The organism is Cupriavidus sp. UGS-1 (assembly GCF_021213615.1).
Lineage (GTDB): Bacteria > Pseudomonadota > Gammaproteobacteria > Burkholderiales > Burkholderiaceae > Cupriavidus.
This window is the reverse complement of record NZ_JAJQJF010000002.1, coordinates 118,848-137,718: the sequence shown is the minus strand read 5'-3', so window position 1 is coordinate 137,718 and position 18,871 is coordinate 118,848. Positions and strand designations below refer to the sequence as shown.

The 18,871-nt window shown below is 65.5% G+C and carries 17 protein-coding genes and 1 other RNA gene; 12 read left to right on the top strand and 6 right to left on the bottom strand.

The window, feature by feature from the left end; all coding sequences use genetic code 11:
• Positions 1–192: 192 nt before the first annotated feature.
• The gene (gene ycaC, locus LRR16_RS03240; RefSeq protein ID WP_006576181.1) at positions 193–816 is read right to left on the bottom strand and encodes an isochorismate family cysteine hydrolase YcaC; all 624 of its coding nucleotides are present in this window, start codon (positions 814–816) and stop codon (positions 193–195) included.
• 253 nt (positions 817–1,069) lie between these two features.
• Between ycaC and LRR16_RS03235 the strand changes: the two genes are divergently transcribed.
• Complete coding sequence (locus LRR16_RS03235; protein WP_006576182.1) at positions 1,070–1,993, top strand: LysR family transcriptional regulator; 924 nt, start codon at positions 1,070–1,072, stop codon at positions 1,991–1,993.
• Between the two features lie 107 nt (positions 1,994–2,100).
• Here LRR16_RS03235 and ssrA read toward each other — a convergent pair.
• From ssrA to ompA, 4 genes are all read right to left on the bottom strand, one after another.
• Positions 2,101–2,459: a transfer-messenger RNA gene (gene ssrA, locus LRR16_RS03230) on the bottom strand.
• A 54-nt stretch (positions 2,460–2,513) separates the two neighbouring features.
• Complete coding sequence (gene gph, locus LRR16_RS03225; RefSeq protein ID WP_232204783.1) at positions 2,514–3,188, bottom strand: phosphoglycolate phosphatase; 675 nt, start codon at positions 3,186–3,188, stop codon at positions 2,514–2,516.
• Positions 3,189–3,190: 2 nt separating this feature from the next.
• Positions 3,191–3,940 (bottom strand): bifunctional 2-polyprenyl-6-hydroxyphenol methylase/3-demethylubiquinol 3-O-methyltransferase UbiG, encoded by a 750-nt coding sequence (gene ubiG, locus LRR16_RS03220; RefSeq protein ID WP_006576184.1) that lies wholly within the window; start codon positions 3,938–3,940, stop codon positions 3,191–3,193.
• Positions 3,941–4,142: 202 nt separating this feature from the next.
• On the bottom strand, positions 4,143–4,805 hold the full coding sequence (ompA, locus tag LRR16_RS03215) for an outer membrane protein OmpA (RefSeq protein ID WP_023265125.1): 663 nt from the start codon (positions 4,803–4,805) through the stop codon (positions 4,143–4,145).
• Positions 4,806–5,241: 436 nt separating this feature from the next.
• On the opposite strand from ompA, the gene gyrA reads away from it, so the two are divergent.
• The 7 genes from gyrA (at position 5,242) to aroA (ending at position 14,718) form a co-directional block, all read left to right on the top strand.
• Positions 5,242–7,953, top strand: a complete 2,712-nt coding sequence (gene gyrA, locus LRR16_RS03210; protein WP_023265124.1) for a DNA gyrase subunit A — start codon at positions 5,242–5,244, stop codon at positions 7,951–7,953.
• 81 nt (positions 7,954–8,034) lie between these two features.
• The gene (locus LRR16_RS03205; protein ID WP_023265123.1) at positions 8,035–8,598 is read left to right on the top strand and encodes a DUF2059 domain-containing protein; all 564 of its coding nucleotides are present in this window, start codon (positions 8,035–8,037) and stop codon (positions 8,596–8,598) included.
• 114 nt (positions 8,599–8,712) lie between these two features.
• Entirely contained in the window at positions 8,713–9,867 is a 1,155-nt protein-coding gene (gene serC, locus LRR16_RS03200; protein WP_043442435.1) for a 3-phosphoserine/phosphohydroxythreonine transaminase, read from the top strand.
• 82 nt (positions 9,868–9,949) lie between these two features.
• Entirely contained in the window at positions 9,950–11,101 is a 1,152-nt protein-coding gene (gene pheA / locus LRR16_RS03195; protein WP_370646746.1) for a prephenate dehydratase, read from the top strand.
• A 71-nt stretch (positions 11,102–11,172) separates the two neighbouring features.
• On the top strand, positions 11,173–12,288 hold the full coding sequence (gene hisC / locus LRR16_RS03190) for a histidinol-phosphate transaminase (RefSeq protein WP_064572938.1): 1,116 nt from the start codon (positions 11,173–11,175) through the stop codon (positions 12,286–12,288).
• A 167-nt stretch (positions 12,289–12,455) separates the two neighbouring features.
• On the top strand, positions 12,456–13,352 hold the full coding sequence (locus tag LRR16_RS03185; protein WP_064572942.1) for a prephenate dehydrogenase/arogenate dehydrogenase family protein: 897 nt from the start codon (positions 12,456–12,458) through the stop codon (positions 13,350–13,352).
• A 61-nt stretch (positions 13,353–13,413) separates the two neighbouring features.
• Complete coding sequence (aroA, locus tag LRR16_RS03180; RefSeq protein ID WP_232204782.1) at positions 13,414–14,718, top strand: 3-phosphoshikimate 1-carboxyvinyltransferase; 1,305 nt, start codon at positions 13,414–13,416, stop codon at positions 14,716–14,718.
• A gap of 24 nt (positions 14,719–14,742) precedes the next feature.
• Here the strand turns inward: aroA and LRR16_RS03175 are convergent, their stop codons facing one another.
• On the bottom strand, positions 14,743–14,997 hold the full coding sequence (locus LRR16_RS03175; RefSeq protein ID WP_232204781.1) for a DUF2061 domain-containing protein: 255 nt from the start codon (positions 14,995–14,997) through the stop codon (positions 14,743–14,745).
• A 117-nt stretch (positions 14,998–15,114) separates the two neighbouring features.
• Here LRR16_RS03175 and cmk point away from each other — a divergent pair, with 117 nt between their 5' ends.
• From cmk to LRR16_RS03155, 4 genes are all read left to right on the top strand, one after another.
• The gene (gene cmk, locus LRR16_RS03170; protein WP_006576193.1) at positions 15,115–15,789 is read left to right on the top strand and encodes a (d)CMP kinase; all 675 of its coding nucleotides are present in this window, start codon (positions 15,115–15,117) and stop codon (positions 15,787–15,789) included.
• 167 nt (positions 15,790–15,956) lie between these two features.
• Positions 15,957–17,651, top strand: coding sequence for a 30S ribosomal protein S1 (gene rpsA, locus LRR16_RS03165; protein ID WP_006576291.1), 1,695 nt, complete (start codon positions 15,957–15,959; stop codon positions 17,649–17,651).
• Between the two features lie 39 nt (positions 17,652–17,690).
• Positions 17,691–18,209, top strand: coding sequence for an integration host factor subunit beta (locus LRR16_RS03160; RefSeq protein ID WP_232204780.1), 519 nt, complete (start codon positions 17,691–17,693; stop codon positions 18,207–18,209).
• 338 nt (positions 18,210–18,547) lie between these two features.
• On the top strand, positions 18,548–18,871 hold the full coding sequence (locus tag LRR16_RS03155; protein ID WP_006576293.1) for a lipopolysaccharide assembly LapA domain-containing protein: 324 nt from the start codon (positions 18,548–18,550) through the stop codon (positions 18,869–18,871).

Genomic DNA, 18,871 nt, shown 5'->3' with positions numbered 1-18,871 from the left:
AGAAGGAGGACTCGGTTGCGCGATGATGCCATCAGTGCGGCGTGAAAGCCGGCTGGCGCCGCGGCGCGGCCGCAATGAAAACGCCGCAAGGCCTCTGCAATTGAGGGCTTGCGGCGCAGGGGCCGGGGAATGGGGAAGTCGATGGATTCGCCAGCCGGTTCCAATCAGCCGCGCCGAGGGCGGCGGGGCCTGTTACCTGCCCTGGCGCAGCGCATAGGACGCCATCAGGTTGCGATAGTCGGGAATGTGTTCGGAGAACATCTGGCCCAGCCCTTCGATGTCATTGCGCCAATCGCGATGCAGCTCGCAGGCAACGCCGAACCAGTTCATCAGTTGCGCGCCCGCGGCGGACATGCGGTCCCAGGCGGCATAGCGAGTCACTTCGTTGAAGGTGCCCGAGGCGTCGGTCACCACGAAGACATCGAATCCTTCTTCGATCGCCGACAGCACGGGAAACGCGACGCAGACTTCGGTCACGACGCCGGCGACGATCAGCTGTTTCCTGCCGGTCGCCTTCACCGCCTTGACGAAGTCCTCGTTGTCCCAGGCATTGATGTTGCCGGGTCGGGCGATATAGGGCGCGTCGGGGAATTTGTCCTTCAGCTCCTGCACCAGGGGTCCGTTCGGCCCGTCTTCGAAGCTGGTGGTCAGGATCGTCGGAAGTTTGAAATACGCCGCGAGATCGGCGAGGGCAAGCACGTTGTTCTTGAACTGATCGGGCTGGAAATCCCGTACCAGCGACAGCAGACCCGTTTGATGGTCGACCAGCAGCACGGCGGCCTGGCTCTTGTCGAGTCTCGTATAGGGTTTTGTCATGACAGTCTCCACAGGTTGATCGCGTCGTGCCGTTCGCGTGGTTGCGATGGCTTGGACGATCCGGAGCGCGTCCGCGGCACCGTTGGCATCGCCCCCGGATGAAGACAGAATATGGCGAAATCGAGGGCGATGTAGCGGCCAATCGGTTGGGCGGCAGCGAACATCACGTTCGGCGCGAACGAACATGCCGAGGCGCGATGCACCAGTGCGGTGCTGATGGGGGTGGGGACCGATGCAGTGGCGATACGATGATATGGAAACGTTCGTGCGCGTCGTGCAGGCCGGTGGCATCACCGGGGCGGCACGGCGGCTCAACGTGACGAAATCCGTCGTCAGCAAGCGCATTCGCGACCTCGAGCTCGCGCTGTCGGTACAACTGTTCCATCGTGCGCCGGGACAGCTTCAACCGACCGAAGCGGGCGAGGCGTTCTATGAACGGATCGCGCCGCTGCTCAGCGAGATTCATGAGACGGCGGAGGGCATGGCCGCGCACCGGGACGTCGTGACCCTGCGCGGCAGGCTGCGTGTCGCCACGCCGATGTCGTTCGGCATTCTCTATCTGGGGCCGGTCATTGCCGCGTTTGCGCGCCAGCATCCGGACCTGGAAATCGCCGTGGATTACGATGACCGGCCGATGGCCTTGTCCCATGGCGGCTACGACGTCGCGATCCGGATCGGCTACCTGCAGGACTCGAGCCTCAGAATGCGGATGCTCGGCGAATGTCCGCGCGTGCTGTGCTGCAGCCCCGGCTATGCGGAGCGCCGGGGCGTGCCGCGCCACGCCGCCGAACTGGCGGAGCACGACGCGATCGACTATGCGCTGGTCCATGCGAGGCGCTTCTGGCAGTTCGAGGACGAGCGGGGAACGCCGGTCTCCGTCGCCATGCGTTCGCGCATCGTCGCCAACAATGGCGAAGCGATCCGCGACATGGCGATCGCCGGGCTGGGCATTGCGTCGCTGCCGATCTTCCTGGCCGCTGAGGCGCTCAAGCGCGGCCAGTTGATGGCGATTCCGCTGGAGCTGACGCAGCGGCCCTATGTCATATCTGCGCTGTATCCGAACACCAGCCATGTGCCGGCGAAGGTGCGGACCTTTATCGATCATCTGGTCGAGATGTTCTCGCCGTCGATGCCGTGGGAACGGGCCGAGGGCAACGCCGTCTCCGAAGCGGCTTGAGTCCGGATGCACGCGTCGAATCGGCCGCGGCCGGGCAAACAAAAACCCGCGCAGCTGACGCTGTCGCGGGTTTGAGGACATCTGCCGGATGTCGTCGGGTGGAATACTGGTGGAGCCGGCGGGAATCGAACCCGCGTCCGCAGATCCTCCACAGAGAGTTCTACATACTTAGTTCTGTCATTTGATTTAACCGCCGCATCGCGGACGAACACGCTCTACGACGGCGAGTCACTTGGTTTTCGTCCCTGAGGTCGTGACACCCGCAGGGCTTATCTGACGTCAATGACCTCGCGTGGTCTTGCGACCCTAGCCCGTCAGCGAGCCAGTGCGAGGACGGCGGCCCTTAGGCTGCCAGTGCGTAACGTTCGTCGTTAGCAGTTATTGCGTTCCCATTGATTTACGAGGTGACGGGTCCTCGGTATGCCCTCTACTGCTTTGCAACCCACGTCGAAACCAGGTCGGCCCCAGTAAGGAAAACGGATTGTACTCGCTTTCGACGCCGGGCGTGCGTGTCGGTTCCCTAGAGAGCGGCAGCGCCCGTCGTGAGCAGCGGAATCAACTCGCTGGGATGGCGAACCAGATAGTCGCCGCCCCAGCGCTCCGGTGGCTCGCCTTCGCCGCAGTAGCCGTAGGCCGCCGTGATGGTGGCCATGCCGGCCGCCTTGCCGGCCTGGATATCGCGCAGGTCGTCGCCCACATAGGCGCAGCGCAGCGGGTCGACGCCGCTGACCTGCGCGGCGTGCAGCAGCGGGGCCGGGTGGGGCTTCGGGTATGGCGTGGTGTCGCCGCTGACCACCGCGGCGGCGCGCGGCGCCAGGCCGATCGCATTGACCAGCGGGGTGGTGAAGCGGGTAATCTTGTTGGTGACGATGCCCCAGCGGATGCCGGCGGATTCGAGCGCGGCCAGCACCTCGTCCATGCCGTCGAACAGGCGCGTCTGCACCGCGATATCGGCTTCGTAGTAGTTCAGGAAGGCATCGCGCAGCGCCGGGAAATCGGGGTCGTCCGGCGTCTTGCCGAAGGCGGCGCCGATCAGCCCGCGTGCGCCGTGCGAGGCGACCGGGCGCAGCAGCGCGTAATCGACCGGCTCGCGGCCATGCTCGACCACGAGGCGGTTGGCCGCGGCGGCGAGGTCCGGCGCGGTATCGGCGAGAGTGCCGTCCAGATCGAAGAAAACAGCGTCGAAGGTCGGCATGCTCAGGCGGTCCGGCGCAGGGCCATCATGTAGTTGACGTCGGTATCGCGGCTCAGCTCGTAGACCTGGGACAGCGGACGGTAGACCATGCCGCGCAGCTCGATCAGGTCCAGACCCGCTTGCCGGGCGAAGCGGGCCAGTTCGGCGGGTTTGATGAACTTGTCGTAGTCGTGCGTGCCGCGCGGCAGCATGTTGAGCACGTATTCGGCGCCGAGCACGGCCAGCAGATACGCCTTCAGATTGCGGTTGATCGTCGAGAAGAACACGTGGCCGCCGGGCCGGACCAGCGTGGCGCAGGCGCGCACGATCGAGGCCGGGTCCGGCACGTGCTCCAGCATCTCCATGCAGGTGACCACGTCGAAGCTGGCCGGCATGCGCGCGGCCAAGGCCTCGGCCGCGATCTCCTCGTAGGTTACGGCGACGCCCGATTCCAGGCTGTGCAGGTCGGCGACCTTCAGTGCCTTGGTCGACAGGTCGATGCCGCGCACGGTGGCGCCGGCGCGGGCCATGCTCTCGGACAGGATGCCGCCGCCGCAGCCGATGTCCACCACGTTCTTGCCGCGCAGGTCGGCGATGCTGTCGATCCAGCTCAGCCGCAGCGGATTGATTTCGTGCAGCGGCTTGAATTCGCTGTTCGGGTCCCACCAGCGGTGGGCCATTTCGCTGAACTTGTCGATTTCCTTCAGATCGGCGTTGCGCGCAATCTGGCGGGTGTCGACGGTCGGGTGAATCACGGGGGAAGTCGGCGTCATGAATCTGGCGCGCGCCTGGCGGCGCGGGACATTGAGAATTGGGGCAACTCTAACAAAATGCGTCCCCCGAAGCGAGCCGGGCGGCGCGTTGTCCGATGGCAAAAGGGCGGCGCAGGAAGGCGGTACAAGGACGCCGAACGAAAACGCAGGGCGAAAAAAAGCCCAGCTTGCGCTGGGCTTTTTCGCCGTGGAGCGGGACCGATCAGCGAGCGCTGCGGGTACCGACCACTTCGACTTCCACGCGGCGGTTCGGCTGCTGGCAGGCGATCTGAGCGGTGCGGTTGCCCTTGCACGACTTCGGATCGACCTTCAGCTGACGCTCGCCCTTGCCTTCGGTGTAGACGCGGTTGGCTTCCACGCCCTTGCTCACCAGATAGGCCTTGACGGCTTCGGCGCGGCGGATCGACAGGCGATCGTTGTAGCGATCGGTACCGAACGAGTCGGTGTGGCCGACGGCGATGATCACTTCCAGAGTGATGCCCGACAGCTTCGACACCAGGTCGTCCAGTTTGGCGCGGCCTTCCGGCTTCAGCACAGCCTTGTCGAAGTCGAACAGCGTGTCAGCGGCGAAGGTGACCTTCTCGCTCGAGACCACCGGGGGAGCGACCGGAGCCGGAGCCGGAGCCGGGGCAGCAGCCGGAGCCAGCGCGCCGTCGCACTGAGCATTGGCCGTGGCCGGGGTCCAGGAGCTATCGCGCCAGCAGAGCTCGTTCGTGCCATTCTTCCACACGTACTCGCTCGTACCGTTACCCCAGTTGTCGTTGACCGCCTTCTTTTCGTAGGGGACCGACGCGGTCTGGGCTTGAGCGGATGCGGCCATTACTGCGGTAGCTGCAACGAGCGCGAGCTTGGCAAATTTTTTCATATTTCTCCTCTCAGGATGAGATCACCGCAGGGTTACTGCGAGCAAATGGACGAAAACAAGTCATACATTCTTCGGAGTATAACCTTCTCGCTCGAGGTGACGAATGCTCCACTTCGAACAATGTCTGGCTCTTCGCTGGGGAATTGTGCCACAAGGCTCGTTTCCTAAGAAGTAAATATATGCGATTCAATCCATGGCTTCGGGGCCTGTGGTGTTTGTGCAACATGGTCCTTGCGATGCCCGCAAACCCTTGTCCCGCTTGGGTTCCGAGACATCGCCCCCGCGCGGGGCGGGCCGCGTGAAGGGTGGTGGGAGGGGCGCCGGCCCCCGGTGCGCCGCATGTTAGAATGCCATGTTACCCGCCGCGCCGGCAGCACCGATTCACCCCGTGCCGACCGCCGCTTGCGGGCGTTTCAACCGCATAAGCCACGCCGCAATGGATCAATTCGCCAAAGAAACCCTTCCGGTCTCCCTCGAAGAGGAAATGCGTCGCTCGTACCTGGATTACGCGATGAGCGTGATCGTCGGGCGCGCGCTTCCCGATGTACGGGACGGCCTGAAGCCCGTCCACCGGCGAGTGCTGTATGCGATGCACGAGCTGAACAACGACTGGAACCGCCCTTATAAGAAGTCGGCGCGTATTGTTGGCGATGTGATTGGTAAATATCACCCGCACGGCGACACCGCGGTCTACGACACCATCGTCCGCATGGCGCAGGATTTTTCGCTGCGTTATATGCTGGTCGACGGCCAGGGCAATTTCGGTTCGGTCGACGGCGACAATGCCGCAGCCATGCGTTATACGGAAATCCGGTTGTCCAAGATAGCGCATGAAATGCTGCTGGACATCGATAAGGAAACCGTCGATTTCGTTCCGAACTACGACGGTTCCGAAAACGAGCCGCAAATCCTGCCGGCGCGTATTCCGAATCTGCTGATCAACGGTTCGTCGGGTATTGCGGTCGGCATGGCCACCAATATCCCGCCGCACAATCTGAATGAAGTGGTCGACGGCTGCCTGCACCTGCTGCGCAACCCGCAGGCGACGGTCGACGAACTGATCGAGCTGATTCCGGCGCCCGATTTCCCGACCGCCGGCATCATCTACGGCATCCAGGGTGTCCGCGAAGGCTACCGCACCGGCCGTGGCCGTGTGGTGATGCGAGCACGTACTCACTTCGAGGACATCGACCGGGGCCAGCGGCAGGCGATCATCATCGACGAGCTGCCGTACCAGGTGAACAAGCGCACGCTTCTGGAGCGCATCGCCGAGCTGGTCACCGAGAAGAAGATCGAAGGCATCTCCGACATCCGCGACGAGTCCGACAAGTCCGGCATGCGCGTGGTCATCGAACTGAAGCGCAACGAGGTGCCCGAGGTTGTCCTGAACAACCTATATAAGAACACCCAGCTGCAGGACACCTTCGGCATGAACATGGTGGCGCTGGTCGACGGCCAGCCGCGCCTGCTGAACCTGCGCCAGATGCTGGAGTGCTTCCTGTCGCACCGGCGCGAGGTGGTGACCCGCCGCACCGTGTTCGAGCTGCGCAAGGCCCGTGAGCGCGGCCACGTGCTGGAAGGCCTGGCGGTAGCGCTGGCCAACATCGACGAGTTCATCGCGATCATCAAGGCCGCGCCGACCCCGCCGATCGCCAAGCAGGAACTGATGGCCAAGTCCTGGGATTCGCAGCTGGTGCGCGAGATGCTGGCGCGCGCCGAGACCGATACCCCCGGCGGGCGCGCGGCCTACCGCCCGGACGGCCTGCCGCCGGTGTTCGGCATGCAGGACGACGGCCTGTACCGCCTGTCCGATTCGCAGGCCCAGGAAATCCTGCAGATGCGCCTGCAGCGCCTGACCGGCCTGGAGCAGGACAAGATCGTGCAGGAATACCGCGACGTGATGGCCGCGATTACCGACCTGCTCGACATCCTGGCACGGCCGGAGCGCATTACCACGATCATCACCGACGAACTGACCGCGATCCGCGCCGAATTCGGCGACGACCGCCGTTCGCAGATCGAGCTGAACGCGACCGAGCTCGATACCGAGGACCTGATCACGCCGCAGGACATGGTGGTCACGCTGTCGCACAGCGGCTATATGAAGAGCCAGCCGATCTCGGAGTACCGCGCGCAGAAGCGCGGCGGCCGCGGCAAGCAGGCGATGGCGACCAAGGAAGACGACTGGATCGATACGCTGTTCGTCGCCAACACGCACGACTACATCCTGTGCTTCTCGAACCGCGGCCGGCTGTACTGGCTGAAGGTCTATGAAGTGCCGCAGGGCTCGCGGACCTCGCGCGGCCGGCCGATCGTCAATATGTTCCCGCTGCAGGAAGGCGAGAAGATCACGGTGATCCTGCCGGTGCGCCAGTTCGACGCCGAGCACTTCATCTTCATGGCGACCGCCCGCGGCACCGTCAAGAAGACCGCGCTGACCGAGTTCTCGAATCCGCGCAAGGCCGGCATCATCGCGGTCGACCTCGATGAGGGCGACTACCTGATCGGCGCGGCGATTACCGATGGCCAGCACGACGTAATGCTGTTCTCGGACGCCGGCAAGGCGGTGCGCTTCGACGAGAACGACGTGCGTCCGATGGGCCGGCAGGCCCGCGGCGTGCGCGGCATGAACCTCGACGACGGCCAGACCGTGATCGCGATGCTGGTTGCGCCGGCCGAGAACGCGGAAAACGCCGAGGATGCCGGTTCGGTTGGCAGCGTGCTGACCGCGACGGAGAACGGCTATGGCAAGCGCACGCCGATCACCGAATACACTCGACACGGCCGCGGCACCAAGGGCATGATCGCGATCCAGACCAGCGAGCGTAACGGCCGCGTGGTCGCCGCCGCGCTGGTCGCGCCGGAGCACGAGATCATGCTGATCACCACCGGCGGCGTGCTGATCCGCACCCGCGTGGCCGAAATCCGCGAGATGGGCCGCGCGACGCAGGGCGTCACGCTGATCAACGTCGACGAGGGCACCAAGCTCTCGGGCCTGCAGCGCATCGTCGAAAGCGATGCGGATAATGGCGAGAACGGCGAGGCCGGCGAGAACGGCGATCACGACGCTGCCACCAACGGCGACGACAATGGTGCCGGCAATGGTGCCGATGATGTCGCAAATGGTGACAATGGCGCTCAATCGTAATCAGATGCAACAATGGCGCGGCCGCTGGAACTAGGCCAGTCGCTACCGGACTAAACCGGACGAATTCATCAGGGAGTCATAATGCTCAACACCACTCGACGTATTGCTGTGCTGGCTGCTTTTGTTCCGGCCTTGATGGTCGCGCAGCATGCGCGCGCGCAGGACGCGGACAAGACCGCGGCGATCAAGGAACTGCTGTCCGTGATGCAGGCCGACCAGGCCGTCAAGGGCCAGGCCGAGAACTGGCAGGCCGGCGCCAAGCAGGAAGCGCCGCTGGTGCTCGAACAGGTGCTGGTCGAGAACAAGACGCTGAGCGACACGCAGAAGCAGGCCGCGGTCGAGAAGCTGAAGAAGAACGGCGCGGTGCAGCGCATGGTCGATGGCGCCGGCAAGCAGTTCGGCACCGATGCGTTCAAGAACGACGCGATCAAGGCCCACTACGACGCCTTCGGCAAGTACTACACCGCGCAGGAAATCCGCGACCTGACGACGTTCCTGAAGTCGCCGACCGGCCAGAAGTTCATGGCCAACCAGGGCAAGGCGACCCAGGAAATCTGGGGCTCGATGATGCAGAAGTACGGCCCGCAGGTGGGCAAGTCGATGCGCGACGCCGCCGAGAAGGAAGTCACCGCGGCATCGAAGTAAGCCGGGCGCGGCGTCCGGTGCGCCACCTCGGCGACGCCGGGACGCCAACGAAATGCGTCTTTAGGTAATAATGGCTGCTTGGGCTATCCCAGGCAGCCATTTTTCTTTCCGTTCATGAACGATCCCCAGAATCCTTCCCTTGCCGCCATGATGCAGCGCGCCATGGCCGAACGTGTCTACAACTTCTCCCCGGGGCCCGCGACCCTGCCGGCCGAGGTGCTCCAGCAGGCAGCCGAGGAAATGCTCTCCTGGCACGGCACCGGTATCTCGGTGATGGAGATGAGCCACCGCAGCAAGGAGTTCGAGGGGATCCACAACGAGGCGCTGGCGGATCTGCGCGAACTGCTGAAGGTGCCGAAGGAATTCCGCATCCTGTTCCTGCAGGGCGGGGCGATCGGCGAAAACGCCATCGTCCCGCTGAACCTGATCGGCCGGTTGAATCCCGAACGGCCCAAGGCGGACTTCGTCGTGACGGGCACCTGGTCGGTCAAGACCGAACAGGAAACGCGCCGCTACGGCGCCAGCCATATCGCCGCCAGCAGCGTCGAACAGCGCTTCGCGCGCATCCCCGATCCGGCGACCTGGCAGCTGTCCGACGATGCCGCCTATGTGCATCTATGCACCAACGAAACCGTCGTCGGCGTCGAATTCCAGCAGGTGCCCGATATCGGCCAGAACCGCGGCCGCGTGGTAGTCGCCGACGCATCGAGCCATATCCTGTCGCGGCCGATCGACTGGTCGCGCGTGCAGGTGGTCTATGGCGGCGCGCAGAAGAACATCGGCCCGGCCGGCGTCACCATCGTGATCGTGCGTGAAGACCTGCTTGGCCACGCGCATCCGCTGTGCCCGTCGGCGTTCAACTGGCGCATCGTCAACGACAACAATTCGATGTACAACACGCCGCCGACCTATGCGATCTATATCGCCGGGCTGGTGTTCAAATGGCTGAAGCGGCAGGGCGGCGTGGACGGCATCGAGCAGCGCAATATCGCCAAGGCGCGCGCGCTCTACGACTTCCTCGACCAGAGCGCGTTCTATCGCAACGAGATCGATCCGAGCTGCCGCTCGCGCATGAACGTGCCGTTCTTCCTGGCCGACGAGTCGCGCAACGAGGCCTTCCTGGCCGGCGCGCGCGCCAATGGGCTGGTCCAGCTCAAGGGCCACAAGTCGGTGGGCGGCATGCGCGCCAGCCTGTATAACGCGATGCCGCTGGAGGGCGTCACCGCGCTGATCGACTACATGCGCGAGTTCGAGCGCAGCGCCGCCTGAGCGGCGGCCATTGCGCCAGCGGCGGCGCGACCGGCCTGCGTGGACGCGGTCTGCCGTTCGATGGCGAATCGGGATTTTCATCATGACGACACAAGATAAAAACGCTGCGGCCCCAGCCCAGGGCCAGCAGCCGGCCATGCCGACCGAGGAGCAGGAGCGCGCGCTGTCCGTGGAGCTGGCGCCGCTGCGCGAGCAGATCGACGCCGTCGACCGCGAGCTGCTGGCGATGCTGAACCGCCGCGCGCAGCTGGCGCTGGACGTCGGCGAGGTCAAGAAGAAATTTGGCGCGCCGGTATTCCGGCCGGAGCGCGAGCTGCAGGTCATTCGCAAGGTCCAGGGCAACAATCCGGGCCCGCTGCGCGGCGACAGCGTCGCGGCGATCTGGCGCGAGGTGATGTCGGCCTGCCGTGGCCTGGAGAAGCCGCTGGAAGTCGCCTTCCTCGGTCCGGCCGGTACCTTCTCCGAACAGGCGCTGTACGCCCACTTCGGCCACGAGGTCGCCGGCGTGCCGTGCCCGAGCATCGACGAGGTGTTTCGCGCGGTCGAGGCCGGCACGGTCGAGTACGGCGTGGTGCCGGTCGAGAATTCAACCGAGGGCGCGGTGTCGCGCACGCTCGACCTGTTCCTGCAGACCTCGCTGAAGATCAGCGGCGAGATCGCGCTGAAGGTCCATCACAACCTGATGGCGTCGTCGCCCGACATGAAGGGCGTGACCGTGGTGCGCGCCCATCCGCAGGCGCTGGCGCAGTGCCAGCACTGGCTGACGGCCAATTATCCGCATCTGGAGCGGCAGGCGGTATCGAGCAACGGCGAGGCGGCGCGCATGGCCAGCGAAGACCCGACCGTGGCGGCGATCGCCGCCGAGACGGCCGCCAATCGCTATCACCTGCATATCATCCGCTCGCATATCCAGGACGATCCGCACAATCGCACGCGCTTCGCCGTGATCGGCCGTTACGAGACCGAGCCGTCGGGCAGTGACCAGACCTCGCTGATCCTGTCGGTGCCGAACAAGGCCGGCGCGGTGTACCAGCTTCTGGCACCGCTGGCCGACAACGGCGTGTCGATGTGCCGCTTCGAATCGCGTCCGGCGCGCAGCGGGGCCTGGGAGTACTACTTCTACGTCGATATCGAGGGCCACCAGCGCGATGCCGCCGTCGAGCGGGCATTGCAGCAGTTGCGCGCCAACGCGGCGTACTTCAAGGTGCTGGGCTCGTATCCGTCGAGCAAGTAGCAAGCTGGCGGGCAGCGGCGACACGAACATCGGGCCCGCAGCGGGCCGAGGCAAAGCAATCAGGAGTCGATATGGCAGAGCAGGGCAGGCAGTTCGGTCCGGAATATGTGCGGGCGATTTCCCCTTACGTGGCGGGCAAGCCGATCTCCGAGGTCGCGCGCGAGTTCGGCCTCGACGAGGCCGGCATCGTCAAGCTGGCCTCCAACGAGAATCCGCTCGGCATGCCCGAGTCCGCCAGGACGGCAATGGCGGCCGCGGTGGCAGAGCTGGGCCGCTATCCCGACTCCAACGGCTTCGAACTGAAGGCCGCGCTGTCGGCCCGCTACGACGTGCCGGCCGACTGGCTGACGCTGGGCAATGGCAGCAACGACATCCTCGAGCTGGCGGCTCACGCGCTGGTCAAGCCGGGCGAGTCGATCGTCTATGCGCAGTACTCGTTCGCGGTCTACGCGCTGGCGACGCAGGAAATCGGCGCGCGCGCGATCGAGGTGCCGGCGCGCGACTACGGCCACGATCTCGAGGCGATGGCCGCGGCGATCGCGCCCGATACCCGGCTGGTCTTCATCGCCAACCCGAACAATCCGACCGGGACCTTCCTGCCCGCCGCGCAGATCGAGGCCTTCCTCGCCAGGGTGCCGGCCGACGTGGTGGTGGTGCTCGACGAGGCCTACAACGAATATCTGGACCCCGAGGACCAGTACGAGTCGGTGCAGTGGGTGCGCAAGTATCCGAACCTGATGGTCTCGCGCACGTTCTCGAAGGCCTATGGGCTGGCCGGGCTGCGGGTCGGCTATGCGGTCGCGCAGCCGGCGCTGACCGATCTGCTGAACCGAATCCGCCAGCCGTTCAACGTCAACAGCCTGGCGCAGGCGGCCGCGGTGGCCGCGCTCGGCGACGACGCCTTCCTCCGCAAGAGCGCGACGCTCAATCGCGAGGGCAAGGCGCAGCTGGTGGCGGCCTTCGAGCGGCTCGGGCTGCAGTATGTGCCTTCGTACGGCAACTTCGTGCTGGTCCGCGTCGGCGACGACAACGAGGCCGGCGCGCGCGTCAATCTCGCGCTGCTCAAGCAGGGCGTGATCGTGCGGCCGGTCGGCAGCTACGGGCTGCCGCAGTGGCTGCGCGTGACGATCGGGTTGCCGGATGAAAATGCCGCGTTTATCGCGGCGCTCGAGCGCGCGCTGCAATAGGGTTGCCGCCGTGCGGCGGCGGCGCCGTGGCTGAACATTCGACAGGGCGCCGCTGGCGCCCTGTTTGCCATATCCGGTCCGCGTGTACCGATCGCGCCCGCCGCCGTGCAGCGAGCGGCTACAATGCCGGTTTTCCTCCTTTCCGCCGCCGGTCTCGGCGTACTGTCGTGAGTGCCCTGCATTTTTCCCGTGTCGTGATCGTCGGCGTCGGCCTGATCGGCGGTTCCCTGGCCCGAGCCCTGAAGCGCGCCGGTGTCGTCGGCGAAGTGGTCGGCGTCGGCCGTTCGCCCGCCTCGCTGGAACGCGCGCTTGCCCTTGGCGTGATCGACCGGGCCGCCTCGCTGGAAGATGCCGCGCAGGGCGCCAGCATCATCGTGCTGTGCGCACCGGTCGCGCAGACCTTCGCGCTGCTGCACGCGCTGGAGCCGCACCTGCAGCCCGGCACCATCGTCACCGACGCGGGCAGCACCAAGTCCGACGTGATCATGGCGGCCAAGACCGCGCTGGGCGACAAGGTCGCGCAGTTCGTGCCGGCCCATCCGATCGCGGGACGCGAACTGAACGGCGTCGAAGCGGCGCTCGACGATCTCTACGACGGCAAGAAGGTGGTGCTGTGCCCGTTGCAGGAGAACAGCCGGGCGGATGTCGCCGCGGTGCGCGCGATGTGGGAAACGGCCGGCGGCGTCTGCGAGATCATGTCCGCGGTGCAGCACGACGCGGTGTTCGCCGCGGTCAGCCACCTGCCGCATCTGCTGTCGTACGCGCTGGTCGCGCAGGTTGCGAATGCCGAGGACGCGGCGCTCAAGCTCGCCTGCGCGGGCGGCGGCTTTCGCGACTTCACGCGGATTGCCGCGTCGTCGCCCGAGATGTGGCGCGACATCTGCCTGGCCAACCGCGACGCGCTGCTGCGCGAACTCAATACCTACCAATCGGTGCTGGCGCACCTGAAGGCGCAGATCGAGGCCGGCAATGGCGAGGCGCTCGAGCGCGTGTTCGCGCGTGCCAGCCAGGCGCGGCTGCAGTGGGGCGCCGAGCGTGCCGCCGCGGCCGACGTCGAGTCGTGATCCCCGCCGAGCCGGCGATCACTTGCCGCCCCTTGCAAGCCCTACCGACCGCAGCCCGACCATGGAACATCTGACGCTTGGCCCTTTCACCCGTGCCGCTGGCACGGTCCGTCTTCCCGGCTCGAAGAGTATCTCCAACCGCGTGCTGCTGCTGGCAGCGCTCAGCGAGGGCGAGACCCGGGTGCGCGACCTGCTCGATTCCGACGACACGCGCGTGATGCTCGGCGCGCTCAAGACGCTGGGCGTGGACTGGCGCAAGGATGGCGATGATCATCTTGTCACCGGTGTCGGGGGCAAGTTTCCGGTCAAGGCGGCCGAGCTGTTCATGGGCAATGCCGGTACCGCGATCCGTCCGCTGACGGCGGCGCTGGCGCTGCAGGGCGGCGACTATCGGCTCTCGGGCGTGCCGCGCATGCACGAGCGGCCGATCGGCGATCTGGTCGACGGCCTGCGCCAGGTCGGCGCACGTATCGACTACCTCGGCAACGAGGGCTATCCGCCGTTGCACCTGCAGCCGTCGGCGATCCGCATCGATGGCCCGATCCGCGTGCGCGGCGATGTGTCGAGCCAGTTCCTGACCGCGCTGCTGATGGCGCTGCCGCTGGCCGACTCGCCGGGCGGCCGCATCGAGATCGAGGTGGTGGGCGAGCTGATTTCGAAGCCCTATATCGAGATCACGCTGAATCTGCTGGCGCGCTTCGGCATCGAGGTGCAGCGCGACGGCTGGTCGCGCTTCGTGCTGCCGGCGCGGGCGCGCTACCGCTCGCCGGGCGAGATCTTCGTCGAGGGCGATGCCTCGTCGGCATCGTATTTCCTGGCCGCCGGCGCGATCGGCGGCGGCCCGGTCCGGGTCGAAGGCGTGGGGCTGGCCAGCATCCAGGGCGACGTGCAGTTCGCCGATGCGCTGAACCGGATGGGCGCCAACGTGATGGCCGGCGCCAACTGGATCGAGGTGCGCGGCGTGGACCGCGACGACGGCCGGCTGCAGGGCATCACGCTGGACTGCAACCATATCCCCGATGCCGCGATGACGCTGGCGGTGGCCGCGCTGTTCGCCGACGGTCCGACCACGCTGACCAATATCGGCAGCTGGCGCGTCAAGGAGACCGACCGCATCGACGCGATGGCGGCCGAGCTGCGCAAGCTCGGCGCCGACATCGAGGCGGGCCAGGACTATCTGCGTATCGCCCCGCCGACGCAGTGGCAGACGCCCGCCGACGGCATCGATACCTATGACGACCATCGGATGGCGATGTGCTTCTCGCTGGCCACGTTCGGCCCCTTGCCGATCCGCATCAACGATCCGCGCTGCGTGGCCAAGACGTTTCCTGACTATTTCGACGTGTTCGGTCAGGTGGTTCGCTGAGCCTTGGCCGAGAGCGCGACCGGCTCATTGTGCCGGCGCCATCGCCATGCCGGCGTCGTGCCGTTCGGACGAATGCGCGGAATCCGGCGCGGCGGCCTGCGCGACCTTGCGCCGTTCGCGCTGCTCCCAGTAGCGGTCGAAGAAGTAATGGGCCACCGTGTTGACGGCTGGTTCGATGAAGGTGACGGCACCGCTGATGGCAATGCTGCCCGTCAGCGCATAGGTCACGCTGAACGCGATGCCAAGGTGCATGATGCCGAACGACAGGGTTTTTGCCATGGTAGATTGCCTCGTTGGTCTGCGGGAGCCGCGGATCGACGCTCCCTACCGATGGAAGAATGATAATGGTTCTCAATTAGATCGAGAAATTGATCGTTGCTTTTGTCTTGATAAGAAATGACTATCGCTGAAGTCGTCACCATCGACGGGCCAACGGCCTCCGGCAAGGGAACCGTGGCGCACAAGGTCGCCGACGCGCTGGGCTTCCATCTGCTCGACAGCGGGGCGTTGTACCGTCTGGTGGCGCTGGCCAGCGAACGGGCCGGCGTCGACGAAGGCGACGTGCCGGCCCTTGCAAACCTGGCGAGCCGCCTCGATGTCAAGTTCGGCCCGGACCGGGTCTGGCTATCCGGCGAGGAGGTCAGCCTGGCCATCCGCGCCGAGGCGATCGGCAACCGGGCCTCGGCGCTGGCGGTCCATCAGCCGGTTCGCGATGCGTTGACGGCACTGCAGCGGGGCTTTCGCAAGCTGCCCGGCCTGGTGGCCGACGGCCGCGACATGGGCACGGTGATCTTCCCGGACGCGCGGCTGAAGGTGTTCCTGACCGCAAGCGTCGAGGCGCGCGCTCGCAGGCGCTATAAACAATTGATTGATAAGGGAATTTCTGCTAGTATCGAAAACCTTTTGCGTGATCTGGAAGCACGCGACGCGCGGGACCGTTCCCGTGCCGCCGCACCGCTTCGTCCCGCGGAAGATGCGCGGCTGCTCGATACCTCCGACATGACGGTGGATCAGGCGGTGGCGCAGGTGCTGGCGTGGCACGCCGAGCTGGGTCCGCTGACCCAGGGGTGACAGCGCCGCGCCACGAGGCGCCGGCAGCCGCCCGCCGCGGACGCGACAACGGTCGCGCCGCACGCGGGAACACGCCGCCGGCATGGTTCAACCTGACCCCGCTGCCCTGGCAGACTGAGCGCGATCGTCGCGCCGGCCACGGTATTGCGGATTGCTAACTTACGTTTATGTCCGACCTGCAAAACAACGAATCCTTTGCCGCACTGTTCGAGGAATCGATCGCCCGCTCCAATATGAAGGCCGGCGAAGTGATTTCCGCCGAAGTGGTGCGGATCGACCACAACTTCGTGGTCGTCAACGCCGGCCTGAAGTCTGAAGCCTTCGTGCCGGTGGAGGAGTTCCTGAACGACCAGGGCGAACTCGAAGTGCAGGCCGGCGACTACGTTTCCGTGGCCATCGACGCGCTCGAGAACGGCTATGGCGACACCATCCTGTCCCGCGACAAGGCCAAGCGCCTGGCATCGTGGCTGAACCTCGAGAAGGCGCTGGAAGACGGCGAAATCATCTCGGGTACCGTGACCGGCAAGGTCAAGGGCGGCCTGACCGTGATGGTCAACGGCATCCGCGCGTTCCTGCCGGGTTCGCTGGTCGATGTGCGTCCGATCAAGGACACCACGCCGTACGAAGGCAAGACCCTGGAATTCAAGGTCATCAAGCTGGATCGCAAGCGCAACAACGTGGTGCTGTCGCGCCGCGCCGTGGTCGAAGCGACCCTGGGCGAAGAGCGCCAGAAGCTGATGGAAACCCTGAAGGAAGGCGCCATCGTCAACGGCATCGTCAAGAACATCACCGACTACGGTGCGTTCGTCGACCTGGGCGGCATCGATGGTCTGCTGCACATCACCGACCTGGCATGGCGCCGTGTTCGCCATCCGAGCGAAGTGCTGTCGGTTGGCCAGGAAATCACCGCCAAGATCCTCAAGTTCGACCAGGAAAAGAACCGCGTCTCGCTGGGCGTCAAGCAGCTGGGCGAAGATCCGTGGGTCGGCATCTCGCGCCGCTACCCGCAAGGCACCCGCCTGTTCGGCAAGGTCACCAACCTGACCGACTACGGCGCGTTCGTCGAGATCGAAGCCGGCATCGAAGGCCTGGTGCACGTGTCGGAAATGGACTGGACCAACAAGAACGTGGCCCCGTCCAAGGTTGTCCAGCTGGGCGACGAAGTCGAAGTCATGGTACTGGATATCGACGAAGACAAGCGCCGTATCAGCCTGGGCATGAAGCAGTGCAAGGCCAATCCGTGGGACGACTTCAGCCGCAACCACAAGAAGGGCGACAAGCTGACCGGCCAGATCAAGTCGATCACCGACTTCGGCGTGTTCATCGGTCTGCCGGGCGGCATCGACGGCCTGGTGCACCTGTCGGACCTGTCCTGGCAAGAGTCGGGCGAAGAGGCCGTGCGCAAGTACAAGAAGGGCGACGAAGTCGAGGCCGTGGTGCTGGGCATCGATGTGGACAAGGAACGCATCTCGCTGGGCATCAAGCAGCTGTCGGGCGATCCGTTCAACAACTTCATCTCGGCCAATGACAAGGGCTCGATCGTCACCGCGACGATCAAGACCGTCGATCCGAAGGGTGCCGTGGTCCAGCTGGCCGACGACGTCGAAGGCTATCTGCGCGCCTCGGAAATTTCGGCCGACCGTGTCGAGGACGCCCGCAACGTGCTGAAGGAAGGCGAGCAGGTGACCGCGGTGATCGTCAACATCGATCGCAAGTCGCGCAACATCAACGTGTCGATCAAGGCCAAGGACTCGGCGGAGCAGCAAGAAGCCCTGCAGAAGTTCCAGGCCGACACCGGCACGGCTGGCACGACCAACCTGGGCGCGCTGCTGAAGGCCAAGCTGGGCCAGGACAACCAGTAATCGCGTCCATCGCGACCGTCCAACTCACGCGCGGATGCCATGACCAAGTCCGAGCTCGTCGAAAAGCTGGCTGCCCGCTTTCCGCAGTTGCTGCTGCGGGACGCGGACATCTCGGTCAAAACGATTCTCGACGCGATGTCCGATGCGCTGGCCGATGGCCATCGCATCGAGATCCGCGGGTTCGGCAGCTTCGGCCTGAATCGCAGGCCGCCGCGCGTGGGGCGCAATCCCAAGTCCGGTGAGCGAGTGCTGGTGCCCGAAAAACGGGTGCCGCACTTCAAGGCGGGCAAGGAGCTGCGCGAGCGGGTCGACCGCAATCCGGCGGCCGGCAACGGTAGCGGTAACGGCGATCACGGTGTCGAGGGCAACGGCGGCAACGGTGTCGATGGCACCGCGCTGGGCCTGAACGGCAACAGCAACGGCAACGACAACGCCGCCGCCAACGGGCATGTCCCCGGGCATGCCCCGCTCGGCGGCGAACGCGGTCCGCTGACCCATGGCGCCGCGATGCCTGGCGTCCAGCAGGAAGGCTCCGGCCTGAACCTGGCACAGTCCTGACTCCCGGCCGCTTCGGTGACGAAGGCGGCTACGGAATCGAAAAAGCGCTCCGCAAGGAGCGCTTTTTTTATGCCTGTCGGATGCGCAGACGCGGAACCGCCGGGTCGGGGCGCGTGTCTGAGTGACCTCTCCGCATCCTCGTGGGGTCGACGAATCGCCCGCCGCGCCGGCCCCGATCGCGCCGTGTGCGCCAATTGATTCCGCTACAATGCCGGGGAGCCGCCGCCCGCGGCCGGCTTGCCGTTCGGGATGCGCCGACAGCCGGTGCCCGGGGGGACGCTTCTTCGCCATTTCGCCGCTTTTTGCCGCCACGCCGCCGCAGACACCTCGTCAATCGCATGAAACTTGTCGCCTGGATTATCCGTATCGTCCTGTTCGCGCTGCTGTTCGTGCTCGCCTTGCGCAATACCGCCGATGTGTCGCTGCAGCTGTTCTTCGACGCGGTCTGGCGCGCGCCGCTGATCCTGATCCTGCTGGCCGCGTTCGTGCTGGGCGCGCTGGCCGCGCTGATCTCGGTGGCGCCGGGCCTGATGCGGCAGCGGCTCGAGATCGCCCGGCTGCGCCGCGCGGTCGGCAATGCGCGCACGCCGGCCGAGGACGGCGCCGGCGCGTCTTCTTCCAAGGCCGTGGCGCCCTACAACGTAATCGGCCCGAAAGTCTAA

Bases quoted from the DNA above. Each gene is read 5' to 3' on its own strand.
- ycaC (WP_006576181.1), bottom strand. From the start codon at position 816: ATGACAAAACCCTATACGAGACTCGACAAGAGCCAGGCCGCCGTGCTG.
- LRR16_RS03235 (WP_006576182.1), top strand. From the start codon at position 1,070: ATGGAAACGTTCGTGCGCGTCGTGCAGGCCGGTGGCATCACCGGGGCG.
- gph (WP_232204783.1), bottom strand. From the start codon at position 3,188: ATGCCGACCTTCGACGCTGTTTTCTTCGATCTGGACGGCACTCTCGCC.
- ubiG (WP_006576184.1), bottom strand. From the start codon at position 3,940: ATGACGCCGACTTCCCCCGTGATTCACCCGACCGTCGACACCCGCCAG.
- ompA (WP_023265125.1), bottom strand. From the start codon at position 4,805: ATGAAAAAATTTGCCAAGCTCGCGCTCGTTGCAGCTACCGCAGTAATG.
- gyrA (WP_023265124.1), top strand. From the start codon at position 5,242: ATGGATCAATTCGCCAAAGAAACCCTTCCGGTCTCCCTCGAAGAGGAA.
- LRR16_RS03205 (WP_023265123.1), top strand. From the start codon at position 8,035: ATGCTCAACACCACTCGACGTATTGCTGTGCTGGCTGCTTTTGTTCCG.
- serC (WP_043442435.1), top strand. From the start codon at position 8,713: ATGAACGATCCCCAGAATCCTTCCCTTGCCGCCATGATGCAGCGCGCC.
- pheA (WP_370646746.1), top strand. From the start codon at position 9,950: ATGACGACACAAGATAAAAACGCTGCGGCCCCAGCCCAGGGCCAGCAG.
- hisC (WP_064572938.1), top strand. From the start codon at position 11,173: ATGGCAGAGCAGGGCAGGCAGTTCGGTCCGGAATATGTGCGGGCGATT.
- aroA (WP_232204782.1), top strand. From the start codon at position 13,414: ATGGAACATCTGACGCTTGGCCCTTTCACCCGTGCCGCTGGCACGGTC.
- LRR16_RS03175 (WP_232204781.1), bottom strand. From the start codon at position 14,997: ATGGCAAAAACCCTGTCGTTCGGCATCATGCACCTTGGCATCGCGTTC.
- cmk (WP_006576193.1), top strand. From the start codon at position 15,115: ATGACTATCGCTGAAGTCGTCACCATCGACGGGCCAACGGCCTCCGGC.
- rpsA (WP_006576291.1), top strand. From the start codon at position 15,957: ATGTCCGACCTGCAAAACAACGAATCCTTTGCCGCACTGTTCGAGGAA.
- LRR16_RS03160 (WP_232204780.1), top strand. From the start codon at position 17,691: ATGACCAAGTCCGAGCTCGTCGAAAAGCTGGCTGCCCGCTTTCCGCAG.
- LRR16_RS03155 (WP_006576293.1), top strand. From the start codon at position 18,548: ATGAAACTTGTCGCCTGGATTATCCGTATCGTCCTGTTCGCGCTGCTG.